The 18,140-nt window shown below is 60.5% G+C and carries 19 protein-coding genes and 1 pseudogene; 11 read left to right on the top strand and 9 right to left on the bottom strand.

The window, feature by feature from the left end; all coding sequences use genetic code 11:
• Positions 1 to 62: 62 nt before the first annotated feature.
• From G522_RS0101965 to G522_RS25120, 3 genes are all read right to left on the bottom strand, one after another.
• Positions 63 to 3,218 carry an efflux RND transporter permease subunit gene (locus G522_RS0101965; RefSeq protein ID WP_026789613.1) on the bottom strand — a complete coding sequence of 1,052 codons (3,156 nt, stop codon included), beginning with the start codon at positions 3,216 to 3,218 and terminating at the stop codon, positions 63 to 65.
• Entirely contained in the window at positions 3,215 to 4,396 is a 1,182-nt protein-coding gene (locus G522_RS25125; RefSeq protein WP_036837813.1) for an efflux RND transporter periplasmic adaptor subunit, read from the bottom strand. The genes G522_RS0101965 and G522_RS25125 overlap by 4 nt, the downstream gene beginning before the upstream one ends.
• 268 nt (positions 4,397 to 4,664) lie before the next feature.
• On the bottom strand, positions 4,665 to 6,116 hold the full coding sequence (locus G522_RS25120) for a 4Fe-4S binding protein (RefSeq protein ID WP_051228079.1): 1,452 nt from the start codon (positions 6,114 to 6,116) through the stop codon (positions 4,665 to 4,667).
• 258 nt (positions 6,117 to 6,374) lie between these two features.
• On the opposite strand from G522_RS25120, the gene G522_RS0101950 reads away from it, so the two are divergent.
• The 5 genes from G522_RS0101950 to G522_RS0101930 all read left to right on the top strand — a co-directional run bounded on the left by G522_RS0101950 (position 6,375) and on the right by G522_RS0101930 (position 8,929).
• A complete protein-coding gene (locus G522_RS0101950; RefSeq protein ID WP_026789612.1) occupies positions 6,375 to 6,917 on the top strand; it encodes an iron transporter in 543 nt (180 codons plus the stop codon).
• Positions 6,907 to 7,278, top strand: a complete 372-nt coding sequence (locus G522_RS0101945) for a cupredoxin domain-containing protein (protein ID WP_245586570.1) — start codon at positions 6,907 to 6,909, stop codon at positions 7,276 to 7,278. Before G522_RS0101950 ends, G522_RS0101945 begins: the two co-directional genes overlap by 11 nt.
• A gap of 38 nt (positions 7,279 to 7,316) precedes the next feature.
• A complete protein-coding gene (locus G522_RS0101940; RefSeq protein ID WP_036837605.1) occupies positions 7,317 to 8,153 on the top strand; it encodes an FTR1 family iron permease in 837 nt (278 codons plus the stop codon).
• A gap of 310 nt (positions 8,154 to 8,463) precedes the next feature.
• Complete coding sequence (locus tag G522_RS30245) at positions 8,464 to 8,610, top strand: hypothetical protein (RefSeq protein WP_169453460.1); 147 nt, start codon at positions 8,464 to 8,466, stop codon at positions 8,608 to 8,610.
• A 100-nt stretch (positions 8,611 to 8,710) separates the two neighbouring features.
• Entirely contained in the window at positions 8,711 to 8,929 is a 219-nt protein-coding gene (locus G522_RS0101930) for a hypothetical protein (protein WP_026789609.1), read from the top strand.
• 67 nt (positions 8,930 to 8,996) lie between these two features.
• On the opposite strand, the gene G522_RS0101925 is transcribed toward G522_RS0101930, so the two are convergent.
• Positions 8,997 to 9,800: a zinc-binding metallopeptidase family protein gene (locus G522_RS0101925; protein ID WP_342663864.1), complete on the bottom strand. Its 804-nt coding sequence runs from the start codon at positions 9,798 to 9,800 to the stop codon at positions 8,997 to 8,999.
• A 6-nt stretch (positions 9,801 to 9,806) separates the two neighbouring features.
• Positions 9,807 to 10,070, bottom strand: a pseudogene (locus tag G522_RS30675) (zinc-ribbon domain-containing protein); the annotation flags it as partial.
• A gap of 413 nt (positions 10,071 to 10,483) precedes the next feature.
• Here G522_RS30675 and G522_RS29375 point away from each other — a divergent pair.
• The 4 genes from G522_RS29375 to G522_RS0101905 all read left to right on the top strand — a co-directional run bounded on the left by G522_RS29375 (position 10,484) and on the right by G522_RS0101905 (position 13,772).
• Positions 10,484 to 10,645 carry a DUF1328 domain-containing protein gene (locus G522_RS29375; RefSeq protein WP_026789607.1) on the top strand — a complete coding sequence of 54 codons (162 nt, stop codon included), beginning with the start codon at positions 10,484 to 10,486 and terminating at the stop codon, positions 10,643 to 10,645.
• A 166-nt stretch (positions 10,646 to 10,811) separates the two neighbouring features.
• Positions 10,812 to 12,272, top strand: a complete 1,461-nt coding sequence (locus tag G522_RS25115) for a sensor histidine kinase (protein WP_169453458.1) — start codon at positions 10,812 to 10,814, stop codon at positions 12,270 to 12,272.
• A 29-nt stretch (positions 12,273 to 12,301) separates the two neighbouring features.
• Positions 12,302 to 12,715 carry a response regulator gene (locus G522_RS0101910; protein WP_051228211.1) on the top strand — a complete coding sequence of 138 codons (414 nt, stop codon included), beginning with the start codon at positions 12,302 to 12,304 and terminating at the stop codon, positions 12,713 to 12,715.
• A 1-nt stretch (position 12,716) separates the two neighbouring features.
• Complete coding sequence (locus G522_RS0101905) at positions 12,717 to 13,772, top strand: sensor histidine kinase (protein ID WP_026789605.1); 1,056 nt, start codon at positions 12,717 to 12,719, stop codon at positions 13,770 to 13,772.
• 17 nt (positions 13,773 to 13,789) lie between these two features.
• Here the strand turns inward: G522_RS0101905 and G522_RS0101900 are convergent, their stop codons facing one another.
• Positions 13,790 to 14,188, bottom strand: a complete 399-nt coding sequence (locus tag G522_RS0101900; protein WP_156886788.1) for a phage holin family protein — start codon at positions 14,186 to 14,188, stop codon at positions 13,790 to 13,792.
• Entirely contained in the window at positions 14,185 to 14,772 is a 588-nt protein-coding gene (locus G522_RS29875; RefSeq protein WP_156886787.1) for a hypothetical protein, read from the bottom strand. The genes G522_RS0101900 and G522_RS29875 overlap by 4 nt, the downstream gene beginning before the upstream one ends.
• 148 nt (positions 14,773 to 14,920) lie before the next feature.
• On the opposite strand from G522_RS29875, the gene G522_RS25110 reads away from it, so the two are divergent.
• Positions 14,921 to 16,042 carry an AI-2E family transporter gene (locus tag G522_RS25110; protein WP_084632653.1) on the top strand — a complete coding sequence of 374 codons (1,122 nt, stop codon included), beginning with the start codon at positions 14,921 to 14,923 and terminating at the stop codon, positions 16,040 to 16,042.
• A gap of 70 nt (positions 16,043 to 16,112) precedes the next feature.
• Here the strand turns inward: G522_RS25110 and G522_RS25105 are convergent, their stop codons facing one another.
• Positions 16,113 to 16,616, bottom strand: a complete 504-nt coding sequence (locus G522_RS25105) for a sigma-70 family RNA polymerase sigma factor (protein ID WP_051228073.1) — start codon at positions 16,614 to 16,616, stop codon at positions 16,113 to 16,115.
• Positions 16,613 to 16,831: a NepR family anti-sigma factor gene (locus G522_RS0101880; protein WP_026789602.1), complete on the bottom strand. Its 219-nt coding sequence runs from the start codon at positions 16,829 to 16,831 to the stop codon at positions 16,613 to 16,615. Before G522_RS0101880 ends, G522_RS25105 begins: the two co-directional genes overlap by 4 nt.
• Before the next feature lie 219 nt (positions 16,832 to 17,050).
• On the opposite strand from G522_RS0101880, the gene G522_RS0101875 reads away from it, so the two are divergent.
• Complete coding sequence (locus G522_RS0101875) at positions 17,051 to 17,851, top strand: response regulator (RefSeq protein ID WP_026789601.1); 801 nt, start codon at positions 17,051 to 17,053, stop codon at positions 17,849 to 17,851.
• The last annotated feature ends 289 nt before the right edge of the window (positions 17,852 to 18,140 follow it).

The following is an 18,140-nucleotide window of genomic DNA, read 5'->3' as shown; positions in this document are numbered from 1 at the left end:
CGAGGATCACGGACGACGAGACGAGATTGTTGCCCCGCCGTCGTCCAGGAGCAAGGCACTCTTCACACCTGTTCTGAACGCGCACCGTCCGCCGAAGGTTTCGGCTTGCCACCGGCAATCCGCTGAATGGTGACGAACAGGAGCGGCACAAAGAACACGCCCAGCAGCGTTGCCGAAATCATGCCGCCCATGACACCGATGCCGATGGCGTTCTGGGCCGCTGAGCCGGCGCCGGTGGCCCGGGCGAGCGGTGTCACGCCCAAAATAAAGGCGAGCGAGGTCATGACGATCGGCCTGAGACGCAGACGCGCCGCCTCGATCACCGCCTCGACGGGGCCGGCGCCGCCCGCCATTAGGTCCTTGGCAAACTCGACGATCAGGATCGCGTTCTTGGCGGTCAGACCGATCGTGGTGAGCAGGCCGACCTTGAAATAGACGTCGTTCGCCTGGCCGAACAGTTTGGCGAAGGCAAGCGCGCCAAACACGCCGACCGGAACCGCCAGAAGCACTGAGAAGGGGATCGACCAGCTTTCGTAAAGAGCGGCGAGGCACAGGAAAACCACCACCAGCGACACCGCATAAAGCAACATCTCTTGCGAACCGGCGAGCCGTTCCTGATAGGACAGCCCCGTCCAAGCCGCCGAATAGCCGCCACCGAGATCGGTGACCAGGCCTTCGGCCGCCGTCATGGCGTTACCCGAACTGACGCCGGACGCCGCGGTGCCGTCGAGCGCTACGGCCGCCGTTCCGTTGAAGCGGGCCAGCGATGGTGAGCCTTTCACCCACTCGGTGCTGGTGAAGGAGGAAAACGGCACCATCTCGCCGCTATTGTTCTTCGCATACCAGCGATCGATATCGCCCGGCTGCATACGGAAAGGTGTGTCGCCCTGCACATAGACCGGCTTGATATTGCCGTGATAAATGAAATCATTGACGTCGGTGCCGGAGAAGACGGTGCTGATCAGGCTGTTGATGCTAGAAACGTCTACGCCGAGCGCCCCTGCCTTATGCCGGTCGACATTGATCTTCAGCTGGGATTCCAGCGTACGGGTGTTGCCGCGGATGTTGGCGATCGATGGGCTTCCCATGGCCTTGTCGGCAAGTGTGTTGGCCGCCGCAGTGAGCGCGTCACGTCCTTTGTTGCCGCTGTCTTGAAGATACATCGAGAAACCGCTGGTCTGGCCGAGGCCCTGGATGGCCGGCGGCGACAGCACGAATACATCGGCATCGCGGATCGCGCGGAAGTAAGTCGAGGCACGGGCCGCCACGGCGCTTGCCGAAAGACGACTGTCGGTCCGCTGGTCAAAATCCTTGAGGCGAATAAAGCCCATGGCCGTATTCTCGCCGCTTCCGGAAAAGCTGAATCCCAGCGTCATGAACGCGCTCTGGACGGCGTCCTTCTCTTCGGTGAGATAGTAATTCTTTACCTTGTCGACCACGGCCTGGGTGCGGGCGGCGTTGGCATCGGCCGGCAGCGTGATCATGGTTAACAGAACGCCCTGGTCCTCTTCCGGCAGGAAGGAGGTCGGAAGCTTGCTGTAAAGGCCATAGGCACCGGCGATCAGCACCAGGAAAACGACGAACATCCGAACGGGCCTCACCACGAGCTTGCCGACGGTGCTGGAATAACCGCCCGTCAGGCGTGTGAAACCGCGATCGAACCAGCCGAACCAGCGATGAAGAGGACCTTCATGGCTGGGCCTCAGCATCAATGCGCAAAGTGCCGGCGTCAGGATGATGGCCACCAGAACAGACAGCAACATGGCGCTGGCGATCGTCACCGAGAATTGCCGATAGATGACGCCGACCGATCCGGAAAAGAAGGCCATGGGAATGAACACGGCGGTCAGTACCAGAGCAATGCCGACCAGCGCACCGGTGATCTCGCCCATCGACTTTTCCGTGGCCTCGCGCGGCGGCAAGTTCTCGTCGCGTATGATGCGCTCGACGTTCTCGACGACGACGATGGCATCGTCGACGAGCAGGCCAATGGCCAGCACCATGGCAAACATGGTCAGCATGTTGATCGAATAGCCGAGGGCGGCGAGTACGCCGAATGTGCCGAGCAACACCACCGGAACCGCGATCATCGGGATGAGCGTAGCCCGAATGTTCTGCAGGAACAGAAGCAATACCAGGAATACGAGGATGATCGCCTCGATCAGCGTCTCCACCACCTTCTCGATGGAGAGTTCGACAAAGGGTGTTGTCTCGTAGGAGTAGGCAATTTCCACGCCTTCCGGCAACGAGTCTTTGAGGCTGTCGAGCTCGGTATGGACGAGGTTGGCCGTAGTGATGGCGTTGGCGCCGGAGGCGAGCTGCACACCGAACCCCGCAGCCGGCATACCGTTGAAACTCGAGGTTTGGCCGTAGGTCTCAAGGCCGATCTCGACCCGCGCCACATCGGACAGTCGCACCACGGAGCCATCTGCGGTCGTCTTGAGACTGATGCGCTTGAATTCGTCGACCGACGTCATCTGTGATTGGGCGATGATGCTGGCCTTGAGCTGCTGCCCCTTGACCACTGGGGTGGCGCCGATCGACCCGGCTGCCACCTGGGCGTTTTGAGCCTTGATGGCGGCCGTCACGTCGCTCGGCACCAACTGGTATTTCAACATGGCCGCCGGGTCGAGCCAGGCGCGCATGGCATAACCGGACCCGAAGGACTGCACGGCGCCGACGCCGTCGAGCCGTTCAATTCGGTCCTGAATCTGGCTGTCCATGATGTCCGACAGTTCGTCGGAGCTGTAGCGTCCATCCTTCGAAATAATGTTGCCGATCATCAGGATGCCCGACGGCGAGCGATTAACGCGAACGCCAGCGGTCTGCACGGCGTCGGGCAGTTGTGACTCGACGCGCGACAGCTTGTTCTGCACTTGGACCTGGGCCAGCTCCGGATTGGTACCATTGGCAAAAGTCAGCTCGACCGAGGCGGAGCCGGTGGTCGACGACGATTCCATATAGAGAAGGCCGTCGAGCCCGGTCATGGCGCTTTCGATCTTCTTGGTGACCGAGTTTTCGACCGCCTGCGCGGTGGCGCCAGTGTAGGTCGCATTGACGCGCACAGTTACCGGAGCGATGTCCGGATACTGCGAGATCGACAGCGAGTAGATCCCCATAACGCCGGCGAGTAGCGTGGCAATGGCCAGGACGATGGCAAATACCGGCCGGGCAATGAAGAAGCTGGCAAGCGCGTTGCGCGGCGAGGAAAGCGTCATTTGCCGCTCTCCGTCGTCAAATTCTGCTCGACCACCCCGTTGTCGTTGATGGTCGCCTCGACCGGCTTAACCTCGGTACCGGCGGAAAACTTCTGGAAGCCGTCGACGATCAACCGATCGCCTGACGACACGCCGCCGGTGACGATCCAGTTGTTGCCCGATGTGCCGGTCGTGGTGATGCGTTTGGCCTCTGCTTTGTTGTTCGCCGAGACCACGTAGATCGTGGCGGTGCCATCGTCGCCGCGAGTGACCGCCCTTTGAGGGACCAGAAAGGCGTTGTTGAGGGCACCAAGATCAACTGTGGCCTGAACGAACATACCGGGTAGCAGTATCCGTTGGCTGTTAGGGAAGGTGGCGCGGAGCGTGAAGGTGCCAGTGGTCTCGCTCACCACCATCTCAGTCAGCGAGATGGTACCGGGCGTGCCGTAGGGCTTGCCATTCTCGAGCGTGAGCGTAACGGCAGGCGGTTTGCTCGGCTCGCGTCCCAACTGTCCGCTGTCTATTTCACCCCGGATGCGCAGGAGATTGGCGCTGGTATCGACAAGGTCGACATTGATCGGGTCGATCTGGCGGATGGTGGCGAGCGCGTCGGTCTGGTTCTCGGTAACGAGAGCGCCAACGCTGACCGACGAAACGCCAATGATGCCGTCGATTGGCGCCCGTATGGTTGCGTTTGCGAGATTGATGCGTGCTGTCTCGAGGTCGGCGCGCGCCGCCTCTTCGGTGGCTTGGGCCTGCAGCAGCGTCGAGCGGGAGTCGTCGACCGTCTGGGCTGCGACCGCATTGCTCTCCGAGAGTTTCTCATTGCGATCGAAGGCGGTCTGAGCGCCGGCCGTGGCCGCTTGCGCTTTTTTGACCGCAGCCTCCGCTGCGGCGTAGGCCGCCTTGAACTTGGCATCGTCGAGCTCGTAGAGCACGTCGTTGGCCTTGACCATGCCACCTTCCTTGAAGGCGACTTTGCGGACGATGCCGGCTACCTGCGGTCGAATTTCAGCCGTTGCCAGCGCTACGGCCCGCCCCGGCAACTCCATGGTGCGTGGCACCGAGGTCGGTTGGAGCGTGACATAGCCAACCTGGGCCTTTCCGGCAGGCGGTGGTCCGGACGGCGCGCTCGGTTGGCATGCGGTCATGAGGGCCAGCATCAGCAGCACGCTGCCGCTTCTTCCGATGTTGCGCATGTTCTTCGGGGCTCCAGCCGCGAGTTCCGTGATCAAAACGCCCCGGAAGAAAGTCATCCATCGGCAGTTCTGAGCGGAACAGATAATTTTCCAGCCTTTGGAAAGTCAACGCAATGCTGAAGCACAATGGTAACTGGAGATACAATTGTCGCAAGCCGGAAAAGAGCGATTGCCCGAAAGGATGAGCCTGCACATTAACCGCATTTCGCGGGCGATCATTGCTGATCGTCCGCGCCATCAAATGAGTATTGGGTCGCTGCTCGAGAAATCACAGCCCGAAGATGGCGGGCCACCAGCCGAAGCCGACGAACAGGCTGCCGGCAATGCCGGGAACAAGCGGCATCCAACGCTTTGTCAGCGCCAATCCCTGGCGCCGTAGGATGCGGTCGCCAAGCCAGATGCTCCAGACGACGCCGATCAGGAACAGGCCGCCGCGGATGACATGGACGCCTTCCATGCCGACGAAGGTATAGCGGAGCGGCATCAGCAACTCGGCGCCGAGGCCGATGATCAGGCTCATCAGCGCCACCGGCGCGTATTGGTAGCCGAGCTCCGTGAAGACTCGGCCGAAGCTACCATCGGCACCGAGGCGCCGGGCGATCGCCGCGCCAACGGCGGTGAGGCTGGCAAGGACGGCGGTGAGGACCGCCATGGTGCCGAGCATGAAGCCGACGATCATGATGAAGTCGAGCCACATGAAGGTTTCGGCGCGGGCGGGATGTACGCTCATCAGCCAGGCCGGCCCGATGCGGGTGATCCAGTCGATGTGGTTTTGGATCGCCCAGATGCCGAAGTTCTGGCGCAGGGCCTGATACTGCGGCAGCACCAGCCACAGAAAGCCGCCGAGCGCCACGCCGGTATCGAGAAACAGGAACCAAGCCTCGGCCGGATTGGCGCGATGGTCGCGGATCTCCTCCACTTCAACGCCCGGGCGGCGGAGTTCGAGCTGAATGCTGCCAGCCGCCTTCGGGTTGACGCAGCGGAAACACTCGATGCAATGGCGGCTTTCCACTTTGCGTGGTAGGTCGATCATGGTCGGGCAGGCGCCGCGCTCGGTATAGGCGTCGCCGCCGCTGAGCCGGACCTTCGGCGTGAACTGCACCGCGCCAAGCCTGGAATAAAGGCCGAGCACACGGCCGATCGGGCAGAGGTGGCGGCACCAGACGCGCTTGTTGCGCCCGTAGAGACCGCCGATGGCGATGGCGAGCAGCATGGTGCCGCCGAACAGCCCCGCCGCCGCTTCCGGGTGATCGCGCACGCCGATCGTCTGGCCGTAGAGCGTCATGATGATGAAGCTGAGGGCAGGGGTGCCTTCCCATTTGATCCAGCGGGGAATGGCGCGTTGCAGGCCGTATTTGTTGGCGAGCTCGGAGGCGGCGCCCATCGGGCAGAGGGTGCCGCACCACAACCGGCCAAAGACAATCACCGACAGGAACACTAGGGGGAACCAAATGCCCCAAAGGAGATAGCGCAAGAACAGCGTCGGATTAGTGAGGATGCCGCTTTCGGCCGGCGGGTCGGGCATCAGCACCGGCAGCCCGATGACCACCAGGAAAACGCCGAACATCAGCACCTGGACCCAGCCGAAGTGGCGCCGCCAGCGCACGAACAGCATTTCGATCTTGCGGGTGAAGGAACTGCGCGAGTCGGTGCCTCTGAGGTCGACCAGAGTCTTTATGGCCGGGCCAACGAAGTCTTCGCCACGGGCAAGCCTGTTCATTGTGTGTCCCTCCGACACCGAATTCAACGCCGTCGCTTCGCCCGTCCGCGAAGCATACAGAGCCGCTAATTGCTCGCACTTGCATTAGCGGATCAAGCTGGTGGTTTCCCTCACCTGGCTGAAACGGCAAGGCTGAGAAAAGTCGCTATTATCAACTGATTAGAATGTCTCTAATGAGCTGTCAGGGGTTTCCCCAAGATTGACCTCTATGCCATATCGTCGATACTAATGACAATCATTAGCAACTAGGACGACAAAATGCGCATCCTGACAGGACTGGCTCTGGCTTCGGCGGCTATGGGTTTTGCGACGAGTGCTTACGCTCTTGAGTATCCGATCGGTGAACCCCAGCTTGGCGGCGGCATGGAAGTGGCCGCTGTCTACTTGCAGCCGATCGAGATGGAGCCGGCTGGCATGATGCTGGCCGCCGACAAGGCGGACATCCACCTTGAGGCCGACATCCATGCCACCAAGGACAACGTCAATGGCTTCGCCAATGGCGACTGGATGCCCTATCTCGACATCAGCTACGAGCTCACCAAGGACGGCAAGTCGGTCGCCAAGGGGCCGCTGATGGGCATGGTTGCCTCTGATGGCCCGCACTACGGCGACAACGTCAAGCTTGATGGTCCCGGCACCTACAAGCTGACCTTCCACATCGCTCCGCCGGCCAGCACCGGCCACATGGCCATGTTTGGTCGTCATGTGGACAAGGAAACCGGCGTCGCTGCCTGGTTCGCGCCGTTCGATACCAACTACGAATTCACCTACACTGGCACGGGGAAGAAGGGTGGCTACTGAGCCCATGCACAACACGACGCACCGGCGGCGACTCTGCCAGACCGCCGGCTGCCTGCTCGTGATTCTCGCGGCGGCCGCACCGGCCTCCGCCGAGGATGATCCCGTGTTTCGTATTGAGTTTAACGATGGCACCGTAACGCCGGCCCGCATTGAGGTGCCGGCCGACACCCGCTTCGAGTTGCAGCTCGTCAACGTCGGCAAGACGCCGGCCGAATTCGAAAGCGTGCCGCTCCGCAAGGAGAAGGTGATCGGGCCGGGAGTCACCACCTCCATGGTGATCAAGTATCTCGACCCCGGCGAATATTCCTTCTTCGACGACTTTCACCCGGAGGCGCCGCCCGCCCTGCTGGTCGCCAAGTAGGCGAACGAGCATGAGGCGCCAAGACGAGGTCTAGTTCAATGTTCGGCTCCATAGCCTTCGTGGTCTGGCGCGAAAGCGTCGAGGCATTGCTGGTCATCGGTATTCTCGATGCCTGGTTGCGCGCCGAGACGCGCGACACTGGCCGTGCCCGCATGTTCCTGTGGGGCGGCGTCGCCGCTGGGCTGGCCTTCGCCGGTTTGCTGGCCGCCGTACTGGTCGGGCTCGCCGACGTCATCTCCGAGGACGCTCAGCTCGCCTACACGACGGCCGTGGTGCTGGTTGCCGCAGCACTCATTCTCCAGATGGTCTTCTGGATGCGCAAGCACGGCCGCTCCATGAAACGCGATCTCCAGACACAGCTCTCCACTGCCATTGCCCGTCAGTCATGGTGGGGCGTCTTCGTGCTGGCGTTAGTGGCCGTCGCTCGCGAGGGCAGCGAGACGGTGATCTTCCTCTACGGCATCCTGTCGTCCGGTGCCGCCGGCGACTACCTGTCCGGCGTCGGTGCAGGCTTGTTCGGTTTCGTGTTGGCCCTCCTCAGCTACGGCTTGCTGCAGGCGGGTAGCCGGATCCTGTCGTGGCGGATCTTTTTCCGCATCACCGAAGTCATGCTGTTGCTGCTTGCCGGCGCGCTGTTGATGACCGGCATCGACGGACTGATCGATCTCGAGATCTTGCCGCGCCTGTCGCGCCGACTCTGGGATAGCAGCTGGCTGCTCTCCGATGGTGATGCAACGGGCGGCTTCATCTCGGCTCTGACCGGCTATCGGGCATCTCCCAACCTGATGGAACTGCTCGTCTTTGTTGGCTATTGGGCTCTGGTGTTCTTCGTGATCTTCCGTCCCAGGCGGCCGATAGTGCACGCAATCGCCTGACAGGAAGCCCCTTTTTCTATCGGCCGGCCCCGGCACCTGTAACAGGACGTCGGGGCCGGCTTTTTTGCGCCGGCAGGAGCCGGATCGACCGGGCACGTTCCTTTCGCGCCACGAGGACATTTCGGAAACGGCACCAGACAGGTGCTCCAGCCCGGCTCCAGCCCGCTTCGCTACAAAAGCTTTTGAATAATGGCAGCCAGAGGGAACCAATAGATCGCCAGAAGTGTTTCCCTAATGAAGATCGGATGATTGCCGGGCTTCACCAGTCAAGCCGGTTCATTGGAACCGGTATCCAAGTTGGGGAGACGTTATGAACCGTCAGATGCTTGTTGCCGTCATCGTTCTGCTCGCCGCTGGCGTCGGCGTACTCGGATATCAGCTTTACCAGGAAAAGAAGCAGCCAGACGGCGTCGAGATCTCGATTGGTGAAAAGGGCGTCTCAGTCGAAGGGAAGTAAACGGCGGTCATCGTCGTCGGACCTCGACGGTCCCTGTCTGCAATCGGAATTGCCCGGTCGGCCTTGCGGTCCCGGCCGGCGCAAAAAAGAGGATCAGGCCATGTCCACCCTTGCCCTCGTTGAACAGTCTGCCATTTCCCATCTGCCGGCTGTGACCGGCACCGAAGTGACCACTCTGGCCGCCCAGTTTCTGGCGCTGGCACCGCTGATCGCCGCCATCATTCTGCTGGTGGCTGCCCTTGCCGCCGGTGGACGCCGCCTTCCGGCCGCCGAGATCGTTTCCCGTCGGTCGACGCGCCAGCGCAAGCTCGGAGGGTGATCCCAGTGCTCTCCAAGTCCCGTTGATTGCCCGGCTCCATAGAAGCCGGGCTTTTTTTTGCCCTGCCTCAGGTCCCGCTTGAGCGCCCCTGCGCGATGAGCTCATGAACAAATTCCAGCTTTGATAGAATCTCCGCGGACAGGACGAACGGATAGAAGTCGCGCTGACCAAGCGACCGGTTGATTTCGTTGACGGCCACTGTGAGCGGCGGCCAGGCATTGGCCAATGCGCCAAAGTCCTTTTGGCGATAGGGCGCGAAATCGACTTCCAGATCGAGCTGTTCGGGAACCGCCACTCTCGGTGAGATGGCAAGACCGAGGGCATGGGCCGTTTCAAGCGCATCCACCATGTGAATGTAGTGGGCGAAGGTCTCTGCGAAATCCTCCCAAGGATGGCAGGCGGCATAAGTGCTGACGAAGCGGTTCTGCCAGTCGGCGGGCGGTCCTTCGCGATAGTTCCTTTGCAACGCTTCGGCATAATCCTGCCGCTCGTCGCCGAACACCGCACGGAAGGCGTCGAGGCGGCCACCATCCCGTACCAGCCGATCCCAGTAATAGTGGCCGATCTCGTGCCGAAAATGACCGAGCAGTGTGCGGTAGGGTTCGCCGAGATGCACCCGGCGTTCTTCACGCGCTGCGTCGTCCGCCTCGGCGATGGCCAGCGTGATGACGCCATCGGTATGTCCGGTCATCACCGGTGTGACTCCGCCATCCGGGCCGATCTCGTCGGCGAGAAAATCGAAAGCGAGACCGGCTTCCGGATCTTCGACCCTGTTGGGTACCGGCAGCCGCCAGGCGAGCAGCGAGTAGAACAGGTGACGTTCGGCCGAGAGCACCCGTCGGAAGGCGTCGATCGTTTTGTCGTCGGTCAACGCCGGAATTGTCCGATTATGCCGACAGGCAGGGCAGAGATGGCCCGCTTGATCGATCGGCAGCAGCCAATTGCAGGCACCTATCTCGGCGTTCGTGCAGAAAGCAAAACTTTCGCCCAGGGCCAGCGAGTTCCACCCCTCTCCTGAAGGCTCCAGCGACGTCATGCGCCAACGGCTCGGGACATAACCCAGTCGTCTGCTGCAGGCGACGCAAGTCCCATTGTCGAAGTGGATGGTGTTGCCACAGTTGTCGCAAGAAAAAAGCCGCATCTATGTCTCCACCGAGAAGGGCCAAACACTTGCCTGCACAAAGCCGCCGGCCCTTTGGGAGCCGGCGGCAAAGTAGACGATATAGGAGCGGCGCTTCGTCCGGTCCGAGTAGCGATATCAGCGGTAGAGAAGGGCGATCAGAATAATGATCGGAATCGGAACGCCGAGAAACCAGAGAAGGATGCTACGCATGGTGCCTGCTCCATTGCTGGGGAAAGGAACGTTACGCCCGTCTGGAACTGCTCCCGTCCGCGGGCTTCGGTGAATACAACGTCCTATGGCTCCATTGGTTCCGAGCCGATCGGGATAGTGTTTTTGGGGTGACAATCACAACGAAGCGTACAGTTCGCCGGAACCGTCAGGCCGGCTCAGCGTTGTCCCCACCGAGCGTGAACTAGATGGAGTTATTCGCCATGCTTTACTGGTCTCTCATCTTCCTCGTTGTTGCTCTGGTCGCCGCTGTCTTTGGCTTCTCGGGTATCGCCGCTGCCTCGGCCGGTATTGCGCGTGTGCTGTTCGGCTTGTTCCTCATTTTGTTCGTCGTGAGCTTCGTATTCCAATTGCTCCATGCCTGACGGTGGGTATGCTCAGTGTGTCTCTTGTTGGAGCTTTCAGTAGGATGAAGCTTGCAGTTTCCCGGTTCGCAGGCAGAATGCGTTGGAACTTTCGGGGCGAGCGGGGAGAAGTCGGGAGATGCTGAGATCGGGTGGACGCCGGTTCGTCGGCTATAATCTCCTTCTTTTGGCGGGCGGGGCGATCGTTTTACTGATGATCGTCTCGGCCGCTTTCATTTTTTCTTCCCGCTCTCAATTGCATGCGACGGAATCATTGAAGGCAGCTCGTGTCGATCGGCTGGTGCTGGAATTCATTTCTGACCTGGTCGATGCGGAGACAGCCCAGCGTGGCTTTATCATCACCGGCAAAGAGGCATATCTCCAGCCATATGAGGATGCTCTCGGCCAACTTGCAAAGGACACGGCCGATCTACGGCTTCGGGCTGCCGAAGTCGACGAAGGTAAGGCGATCGCACCTCAGTCGGTGGAAGAGCTCATCAGACTCGGCCAGGATAGACTGGATCTTATCAGCCAAAATCTGGCTGCTTTCCGGTCGGGTCAAGTCGACAAGCTGCAGCTTGTTCCGGCACTTGATCGCGGCAAGCTCATAATGGACCAGATCCGCCAGAAGGGCGCAGCCATCCGCGAGATTGCCGCTTCGGTCCGCATCGCCCGCGCCGCCGCCATGCGCGACGCCGCCTTCATGCTGACGACCATGATCAGTCTCGGCGTTGCCATGATCGTTGTCCTGACAGCCGGCGCCACAATGGTCATGATCCGTCATATCCGACAGATCGACGAGGCACGGCGTGACCTCATCGATATCAATCAGGAGTTGGAGTCACGGGTGCGCGAACGCACAGAGGCGGTAATGCGGACCAACGACGAGCTGCAGCGCTACGCGTATATTGTCAGCCACGATCTCCGGGCGCCTCTCGTCAATATCATCGGGTTTACCGCCGAACTCGAGTCGGCAACCGAGCGGCTCACCAGTTATGTCCGGAAGGTCGACGGCGACCCTGCGGATCCAGATCGTAAGGATGCCCTGGTTGCCGTGGACGAGGAGATTCCGGAGGCCCTGGGATTCATCCGGTCGTCGATGAAGCGCATGGATAGCCTCATCAACGAGATCCTGAAGCTATCCCGGGCAGGCCGACGCGTGCTCGAACCGGTGCCGCTCGACATGCAAAACCTCGTCTCCGAATGCGTCGACTCCATTCGCCAGCGATTTGCCGAGGCAGGAGCGGAGGTGGGGATTGAGGGGCGTCTGCCGGACGTCATTTCCGATCGGTCTGCCTTGCAGCAAATCTTCACCAATCTGCTCGACAACGCCACCAAATATCTGAAGGATGAACGCCCGGGGAAAATCACCGTTCGCGGTCGCCTCGAACGAGCGTCGGCTGTGTTTGAGGTCGAGGACAATGGCCGAGGCATCGCCGAGGCCGATTTCGAGCGCATTTTCGAACTGTTTCGGCGTGCCGGTACGCAGGATAGGCCGGGAGATGGCATCGGCCTTGCTCATACGCGCATGCTGGCCCGCCGGCTCGGTGGAGATGTATCCGTGAAAAGCGACGGTGAAACCGGAACGACCTTTATTGTGACGATCGCCCGTGACCTAGTATTGCGTATGGGGAGAAACGAAACGTGAGCAAAGAACCCAAGCCCGTGGCCATTATCATGATCGAGGATGACGAGGGACACGCCCGACTCATCGAGAAGAACATCCGCCGCGCCGGTGTTACCAACGAAATCCTGTCTTTTCGCAACGGGACCAGCGCGGTTTCCTATCTGCTGGGGGCGGATGGTTCGGGATTGGCTGCCATTGGCAGGCCATCGCTGGTTCTGCTCGATCTCAATCTGCCCGACATGACCGGCATCGACATTCTGGCCCGGCTCAAGGCCAACGAACATACGCGGCGTACGCCGGTGATCGTCCTCACCACCACCGATGACGCACGCGAGATACAGCGCTGCTATGACCTCGGCGCCAATGTTTACATCACCAAGCCTTTGAATTACGAAAGCTTTGCCAACGCTATCCGTCAGCTCGGCCTGTTCCTGTCGGTCATGCAGATTCCGGAGCTAGACTGAATTGCCATATGGTACGGATATCAAGGAACCCATCAAGGTTCTGCACGTCGAGGACGATATCGCCCTTGCCGTATTGGTCCGTAAGGCTTTGGCTCGGCGGGGTCACGAGACGGTTCATGTCGCCACTGGCAATGAAGCGGTGAAGATAATCGCCGAAGGCGGCATCGACGTTATTGCCCTCGATCATACCCTCGCGGCCGAAACAGGTCTGGATATTCTGGCCCGCATCGGGCCTCGCAGCACTCGCCCGCCGGTCGTCTATGTCACCGGATCAATGGACGCTCGACTGGCCATAGAGGCTCTCAAACAGGGTGCCGACGATTATGTCATCAAGGACGCGTCGGAAGAGTTTTTCGATCTTCTGACGGCCGCCATTGAGCAGGCATTCGAACGCTGGCGGCTCAAAGCCGCTCGCGCCCGCGATCAGCAATTGATCCGGGAAGCGCGAGACCGCGCCGAGATGCTGCTCAAGGAGGTCAACCATCGCGTGGCCAACTCTTTGGGTCTGGTGGCGGCCATGGTACGCATGCAAGCCTCAGCCGTCAGCGATCCCCATGCCCGCCACGCCCTAGAGGAAACTCAAAGCCGAATTTCTGCGGTGGCCGGTGTGCATCGCCATCTCTACACCTCCGACAACATCGGCGAGGTAGATATCGGTGCCTATCTCAATCACCTGGTCGGGGAGCTGTCGGCTTCGCTCGCCGGCAACGGCGCTCTGCGCATGGTCAAGACCGATCTGATTCCGGTCTCGCTGCCGACTGACAAGGCGGTGACGCTTGGCGTCATGGTCGGCGAACTGGTGACCAACGCGTTCAAATACGCCTATCCCGAAGAAGCCAGCGGCGAAATACGCGTGCAGTCCTACAGGGTCGGCGACGGACACCTGCGTGTCTGTGTCGAGGACGACGGGATCGGTTGGGATGGAACAGGACCGGCGCAGGGAACTGGTATTGGATCAAAGGTGTTAAGGGCGATGGCCCGCAATCTCGAAGCTGAAATCTCTTATACCCATCTCAATCCAGGAACGCTCGTCTGCATCGAGTTTCCCGGAGGGTGAGTTCGCTGGGTTGTCTCTCAGCGTCGGGTGACGTTGCGGGCCAGCCAGAAGCCCATGCCGACCGCCGCGACGACAGCTGCGAGGCGGGTATGGCGAGCGGCCATGGATGCTGCAGTGGGCGCAAAGGCCATGATGGCACTTGAAGAAACAGCCGCCCTCATTTCGCGTCGCGCGCGCTTGAGCATTTGCCGGGCGATCACCAACGCGATCAGTCCGATAAACAGCAGCACGCCTGCGACGATAAGAGCCGCAGTTTCCATATCGAAGCGTCGGGCGAGCGCGATGTAACCGGCAAAGGCGGCAAAGGCGACGGCCAGCGTCACCATGACAGCCGCAATTGCCCCAGCCACCATCGCTACCCCGCCACGTCGTCTGAGGCGGGGTACGTCGATGCCGATAAGTCGCGCGATGCTCATGCGCGGGAACTGCCACGCGAGGCGAGGCCGAGAAGCAGGCCGACGCCCAAGGCGATTGCCATCGCCGTTACCGGACGCTTGGCTGCCGCTTCGGCGATGCCGTCCATGCCCTCTCTGCCAAGGGAGCTGGCACCACTGAGGGCCGCACCGATATGATCGGCGGTATCGGAACCTGTCGCCTTGACCGTTTCAACTGCTTCCGAGGCCTTTGCGCCGGTCTTGGCTGCGAATTCATCGATGATTTTCTTCATTTCGGAAAGCGCCTCCTGCGCCGCTGTTGCCACATCACCAGCCTTGCCAGCCAACTCGCTGCCGGCAGTGCCTATGTCCTCTTTAATTTTCCTGGCATTTTCGGCGACGACTCTGGCGCCCGATTGACCCAGGTCCTCACGAACCTCGTCCGCCGCGTCCGAAGCGGCAGTCCTTGCCGCCGACGACGCCGCGCCTAAGTTTTTCTTGATCTTGTCGGCCGCGCCTGGGCCGGTTTTGGGAGTAGAGGACTCAGGAGTTAGCATCAGCTTTGTCCTTTCTTCTTCATTGATCGAAGAGTTTGGATCGGACGGGCATTGGACCGCCTGCTCCAAACGGGCATCTGTTCAGACAACGCCGCATGTTGTTTCGGGTTCCACCTGATCGCCGACCAGGCGCGCGGAACCATAGAGCCTCTGGCGCATTGGTCAGGGATATGCGTTGCGTCCCCCTGGATGTGGCGCTTTGTGACGGAGCGCCACCTTGAAATACATCGTTCGCCGGACGCCATTCGACCGGTCGCGACCGGAGGAACGACCTGTGCCGGAGGATAACGGGTGGTCAGAGACACGCCGAACGCTCAATGAACTGTCGACGATCGGCTTGTTCTTGTTGGCGCTGCTCGTGGTTTTGCACGCCGCCGCCACCATGGTCGTCCCTATGGTCGCAGCAATCATCGTCGGCAGCGTCATTGCTCATGTGGGCGATCGTGGCCAGCGCATCGGAATCTCACCGATGGTGGCTGGCCTTGCGCTGACAGCCGTGCTGGGTCTCGGTATGTTCTTGCTGATCGAAGCGATCGCCGAGCCGATTTCGACGCTGGTTGAACGTCTGCCCCAGGTGTTGCCACGCCTTGCCGTGGCTGTCGGAGATTTGCTCACGCCCTTTACCACGCTCCAGGCACGCCTCACCGGCGGTACCATAGGTCCGAACGGAGGGGTCGCCAGCCTGGAGAAGATGTTGGGATCGCTGGACCTCGGCCTGGTCGCTAGCTTTCTGGGCGGATTGACGCCGGCCTTCGGCGAATTTCTGATCTTTCTTGCGACCCTCGTATTTTATGTGGCTGGCCGGGCACAGCTCAGGCGACAGTCCATCCTGGCCTTCGTGGGCCGCGACGAGCGCCTGGCCGCCATCCGCATCTTCAACGCGACGGAAGCGTCGCTGACCCACTATTTCGGGACGACATCAGTTATCTATGCTGGCGTCGGTCTGACCACCGGCTTGATTGCCTTCGTTGCAGGTTTTCCGGCGCCGGTCCTTTGGGGCTTGTTCGCCTTCGCCATGAGCTTCGTGCCGTTTCTCGGGCCGGCCGTCGTGTTACTGGCCATCGCTTCGGGTGGGCTGGTGCTCGACTACGGCCTTTTTTCCGTCCTTTGGCCGGTGGGCGCTTTCATGCTCGTTCATCTGGTCTGCGAAAATGCCGTTATTCCCGCAGTTCTGGGACGCCGTTTCGAGATAAACCCCTTTCTGGTCTTTGTATCGATCATTTTCTGGACCTGGATGTGGGGCGCCTTTGGCGCGGTGCTGGCCGTCCCGCTTCTACTGATTGCCCGAACCATCCGCAGCGAATTCAAGGTCGATAACCGGGCGCCGCTTCCGTCATAATTTTCCATGTAAAAAGGACCGGCGCACGAAGCGCGCCGGCCAATGCCTTTCAAAATGGGAAAATAAGTCGCTAGAGATCGGCGGCGCTTTGAAGCGCCATCATTTGCAGTAGCTTCTGACGGGCCCGGTTGACGCGGCTCTTGATGGTACCAACCGCGCAGCCGCAGATCTCGGCGGCCTCTTCGCAAGAAAAGCCCGACGCTCCCACCAGAATCAGTGCTTCGCGCTGGTCGTCCGGCAGCTTGTCCAGCGCGACACGGAAATCGGCAAGGTCGAGATGGCCATCTTGGGCGGGTGCCGAGACCAGACGGGCCGCTGCTTCGCCGTCGGTGTCCTGGACCTCACGCCGCGCCTTACGGTATTGGCTGAAATAGGTGTTGCGCATGATGGTGAACAGCCAGGCTCTCAAACTGGTACCCGGGATGAAGCTGGCATGCGCTCCCCAAGCCTTCATCACTGTTTCCTGTACGAGATCGTCGGCGTGGTCGTGGCTGCCGGAGAGCGAAATCGCAAAGGCGCGTAACGACGGGAGCTCTGCCAGCAGAGCGGATTTGAACGCCGCGATGGCTGTCATTGATCGCCACTCCCTTCGGCGATTCCTGACAGGCCTTCTCGCTCCTTTCGCTCGGCTCTTTCCGCCTTTTCGAGCTGGTCGAGCAGCGATGTGAGTTTCTCGGGGATCGGCTCGGATAAGATCGAACCGTATAGTTTTTTAAGTTGGTCGCCGAGATGCGCTTGAATTGGTGGTTCCAGGGCAGGACGCTCGGGCGGTACTTTCTTGTCTGACATGGCGGCTCTTTCAGGACGACTCCAAGACAACAGTCCTATCGACGAGAATGCGGCGAAGGCTGCAAATGTCCATCTTGAACGCAACGCTTGCCGCAGCTTCCGGTTCCGAGGGTGCCGAAAAATAATCAGCAGGAAAGGGAACCGACCATCTTCTCGGGCGTTTCACGCAGGACAGCATTTTATATTGTATCGCTCGCTTAAGCGTTGGAAAGGCTTCCCATGTCTCTCACGTCCCTGATCGCGCCGCAGCTTCCCCTCCTTCGCCGCTATGCGCGGGCATTGAGCGGTAGCCAGGCGAGCGGCGACAGTCATGTCGTGGCAATGCTCGAACACTTGGTGGCCGACCCGGATGGCTTTGACAAAACGCTCGACCCGCGTCTTGCCGTTTATAAATTGTTCTCTTCGGTCTGGAACGCCAACCCGATGAATTATATGCGGTTGGACGAGGAGGATCGACCGGCCGCTGATCGTCGACTTGATGCCATTACCCCGCTGCCTCGTCAGGCATTTTTGCTGACTGCGATGGAGGGTTTCTCCCCCTTTGACGCTTCGCGTATCCTCGATGTTGGCCCCGAAGCTTTCTCGGCCTTGTTGTCCGAGGCGGCGCGTCAGATCGGCGAGCAGGTCGCTTCGCGTGTTCTTGTCATTGAGGACGAACCGCTGATCGCCATGGATCTTGAGGGGCTTGTCGAGGGGCTCGGCCATACCGTGGTTGGCAACGCACGCACCCGTGACGAAGCAGTGGCCATGGCCAACCAGGAGCGTCCCGGCCTGATCCTCGCCGACATTCGCCTTGCCGATGGCTCGTCCGGGCTCGATGCCGTCAACGATATTCTCACCAGTTTCGAGGTGCCGGTCATTTTCATCACGGCTTATCCGGAGTCGCTGCTGACGGGCGAGCGGCCCGAGCCGACCTTCCTGATTGCCAAGCCATTCCGCGAGGAAATGGTAAAGGCGGTCATTTCCCAGGCGTTGTTCTTCGACAAGGTCGCCTCGTTGCGGCTGAAGGACAACGTGTGACGGTTGGGCCGGCCACCGGTACTTCCTGAACGTCGGCAGTTTGACGCGGAGGGCAAGGTGCAGCCTGAAGACCTCGAGACACTCAAAACGCTGGCGAGGGTCATGACCGTTGCCGCCTGCGCTTCCGTGTCAGCGGGCCTTCTGACCTATCTTTTCCGTATGCGCCACCGCAAGGGTGGCTTGTTGGGCACATCAGCCCTTCTGTGTGTGTTCGTCTTGGCGATAGCGGTTGGTGCGATCGGTCGGTTGCTTCCAGGAGTGACTGAGAGCGGCATTTTTGTTTTGGTGG

Source organism: Pleomorphomonas oryzae DSM 16300 (assembly GCF_000422965.1).
Classification (GTDB): Bacteria; Pseudomonadota; Alphaproteobacteria; order Rhizobiales; family Pleomorphomonadaceae; genus Pleomorphomonas; species Pleomorphomonas oryzae.
Note: the sequence above shows the minus strand (reverse complement) of the source record. Positions and strands in the feature narration are given on the sequence as shown.

Excerpts from the sequence above, each read along its gene's own strand:
- G522_RS0101965 (WP_026789613.1), bottom strand. The coding sequence starts at position 3,218 with ATGACGCTTTCCTCGCCGCGCAACGCGCTTGCCAGCTTCTTCATTGCC.
- G522_RS25125 (WP_036837813.1), bottom strand. The coding sequence starts at position 4,396 with ATGCGCAACATCGGAAGAAGCGGCAGCGTGCTGCTGATGCTGGCCCTC.
- G522_RS25120 (WP_051228079.1), bottom strand. The coding sequence starts at position 6,116 with ATGAACAGGCTTGCCCGTGGCGAAGACTTCGTTGGCCCGGCCATAAAG.
- G522_RS0101950 (WP_026789612.1), top strand. The coding sequence starts at position 6,375 with ATGCGCATCCTGACAGGACTGGCTCTGGCTTCGGCGGCTATGGGTTTT.
- G522_RS0101940 (WP_036837605.1), top strand. The coding sequence starts at position 7,317 with ATGTTCGGCTCCATAGCCTTCGTGGTCTGGCGCGAAAGCGTCGAGGCA.
- G522_RS30245 (WP_169453460.1), top strand. The coding sequence starts at position 8,464 with ATGAACCGTCAGATGCTTGTTGCCGTCATCGTTCTGCTCGCCGCTGGC.
- G522_RS0101930 (WP_026789609.1), top strand. The coding sequence starts at position 8,711 with ATGTCCACCCTTGCCCTCGTTGAACAGTCTGCCATTTCCCATCTGCCG.
- G522_RS29375 (WP_026789607.1), top strand. The coding sequence starts at position 10,484 with ATGCTTTACTGGTCTCTCATCTTCCTCGTTGTTGCTCTGGTCGCCGCT.
- G522_RS0101910 (WP_051228211.1), top strand. The coding sequence starts at position 12,302 with ATGATCGAGGATGACGAGGGACACGCCCGACTCATCGAGAAGAACATC.
- G522_RS0101900 (WP_156886788.1), bottom strand. The coding sequence starts at position 14,188 with ATGAGCATCGCGCGACTTATCGGCATCGACGTACCCCGCCTCAGACGA.
- G522_RS25105 (WP_051228073.1), bottom strand. The coding sequence starts at position 16,616 with ATGACAGCCATCGCGGCGTTCAAATCCGCTCTGCTGGCAGAGCTCCCG.
- G522_RS0101880 (WP_026789602.1), bottom strand. The coding sequence starts at position 16,831 with ATGTCAGACAAGAAAGTACCGCCCGAGCGTCCTGCCCTGGAACCACCA.
- G522_RS0101875 (WP_026789601.1), top strand. The coding sequence starts at position 17,051 with ATGTCTCTCACGTCCCTGATCGCGCCGCAGCTTCCCCTCCTTCGCCGC.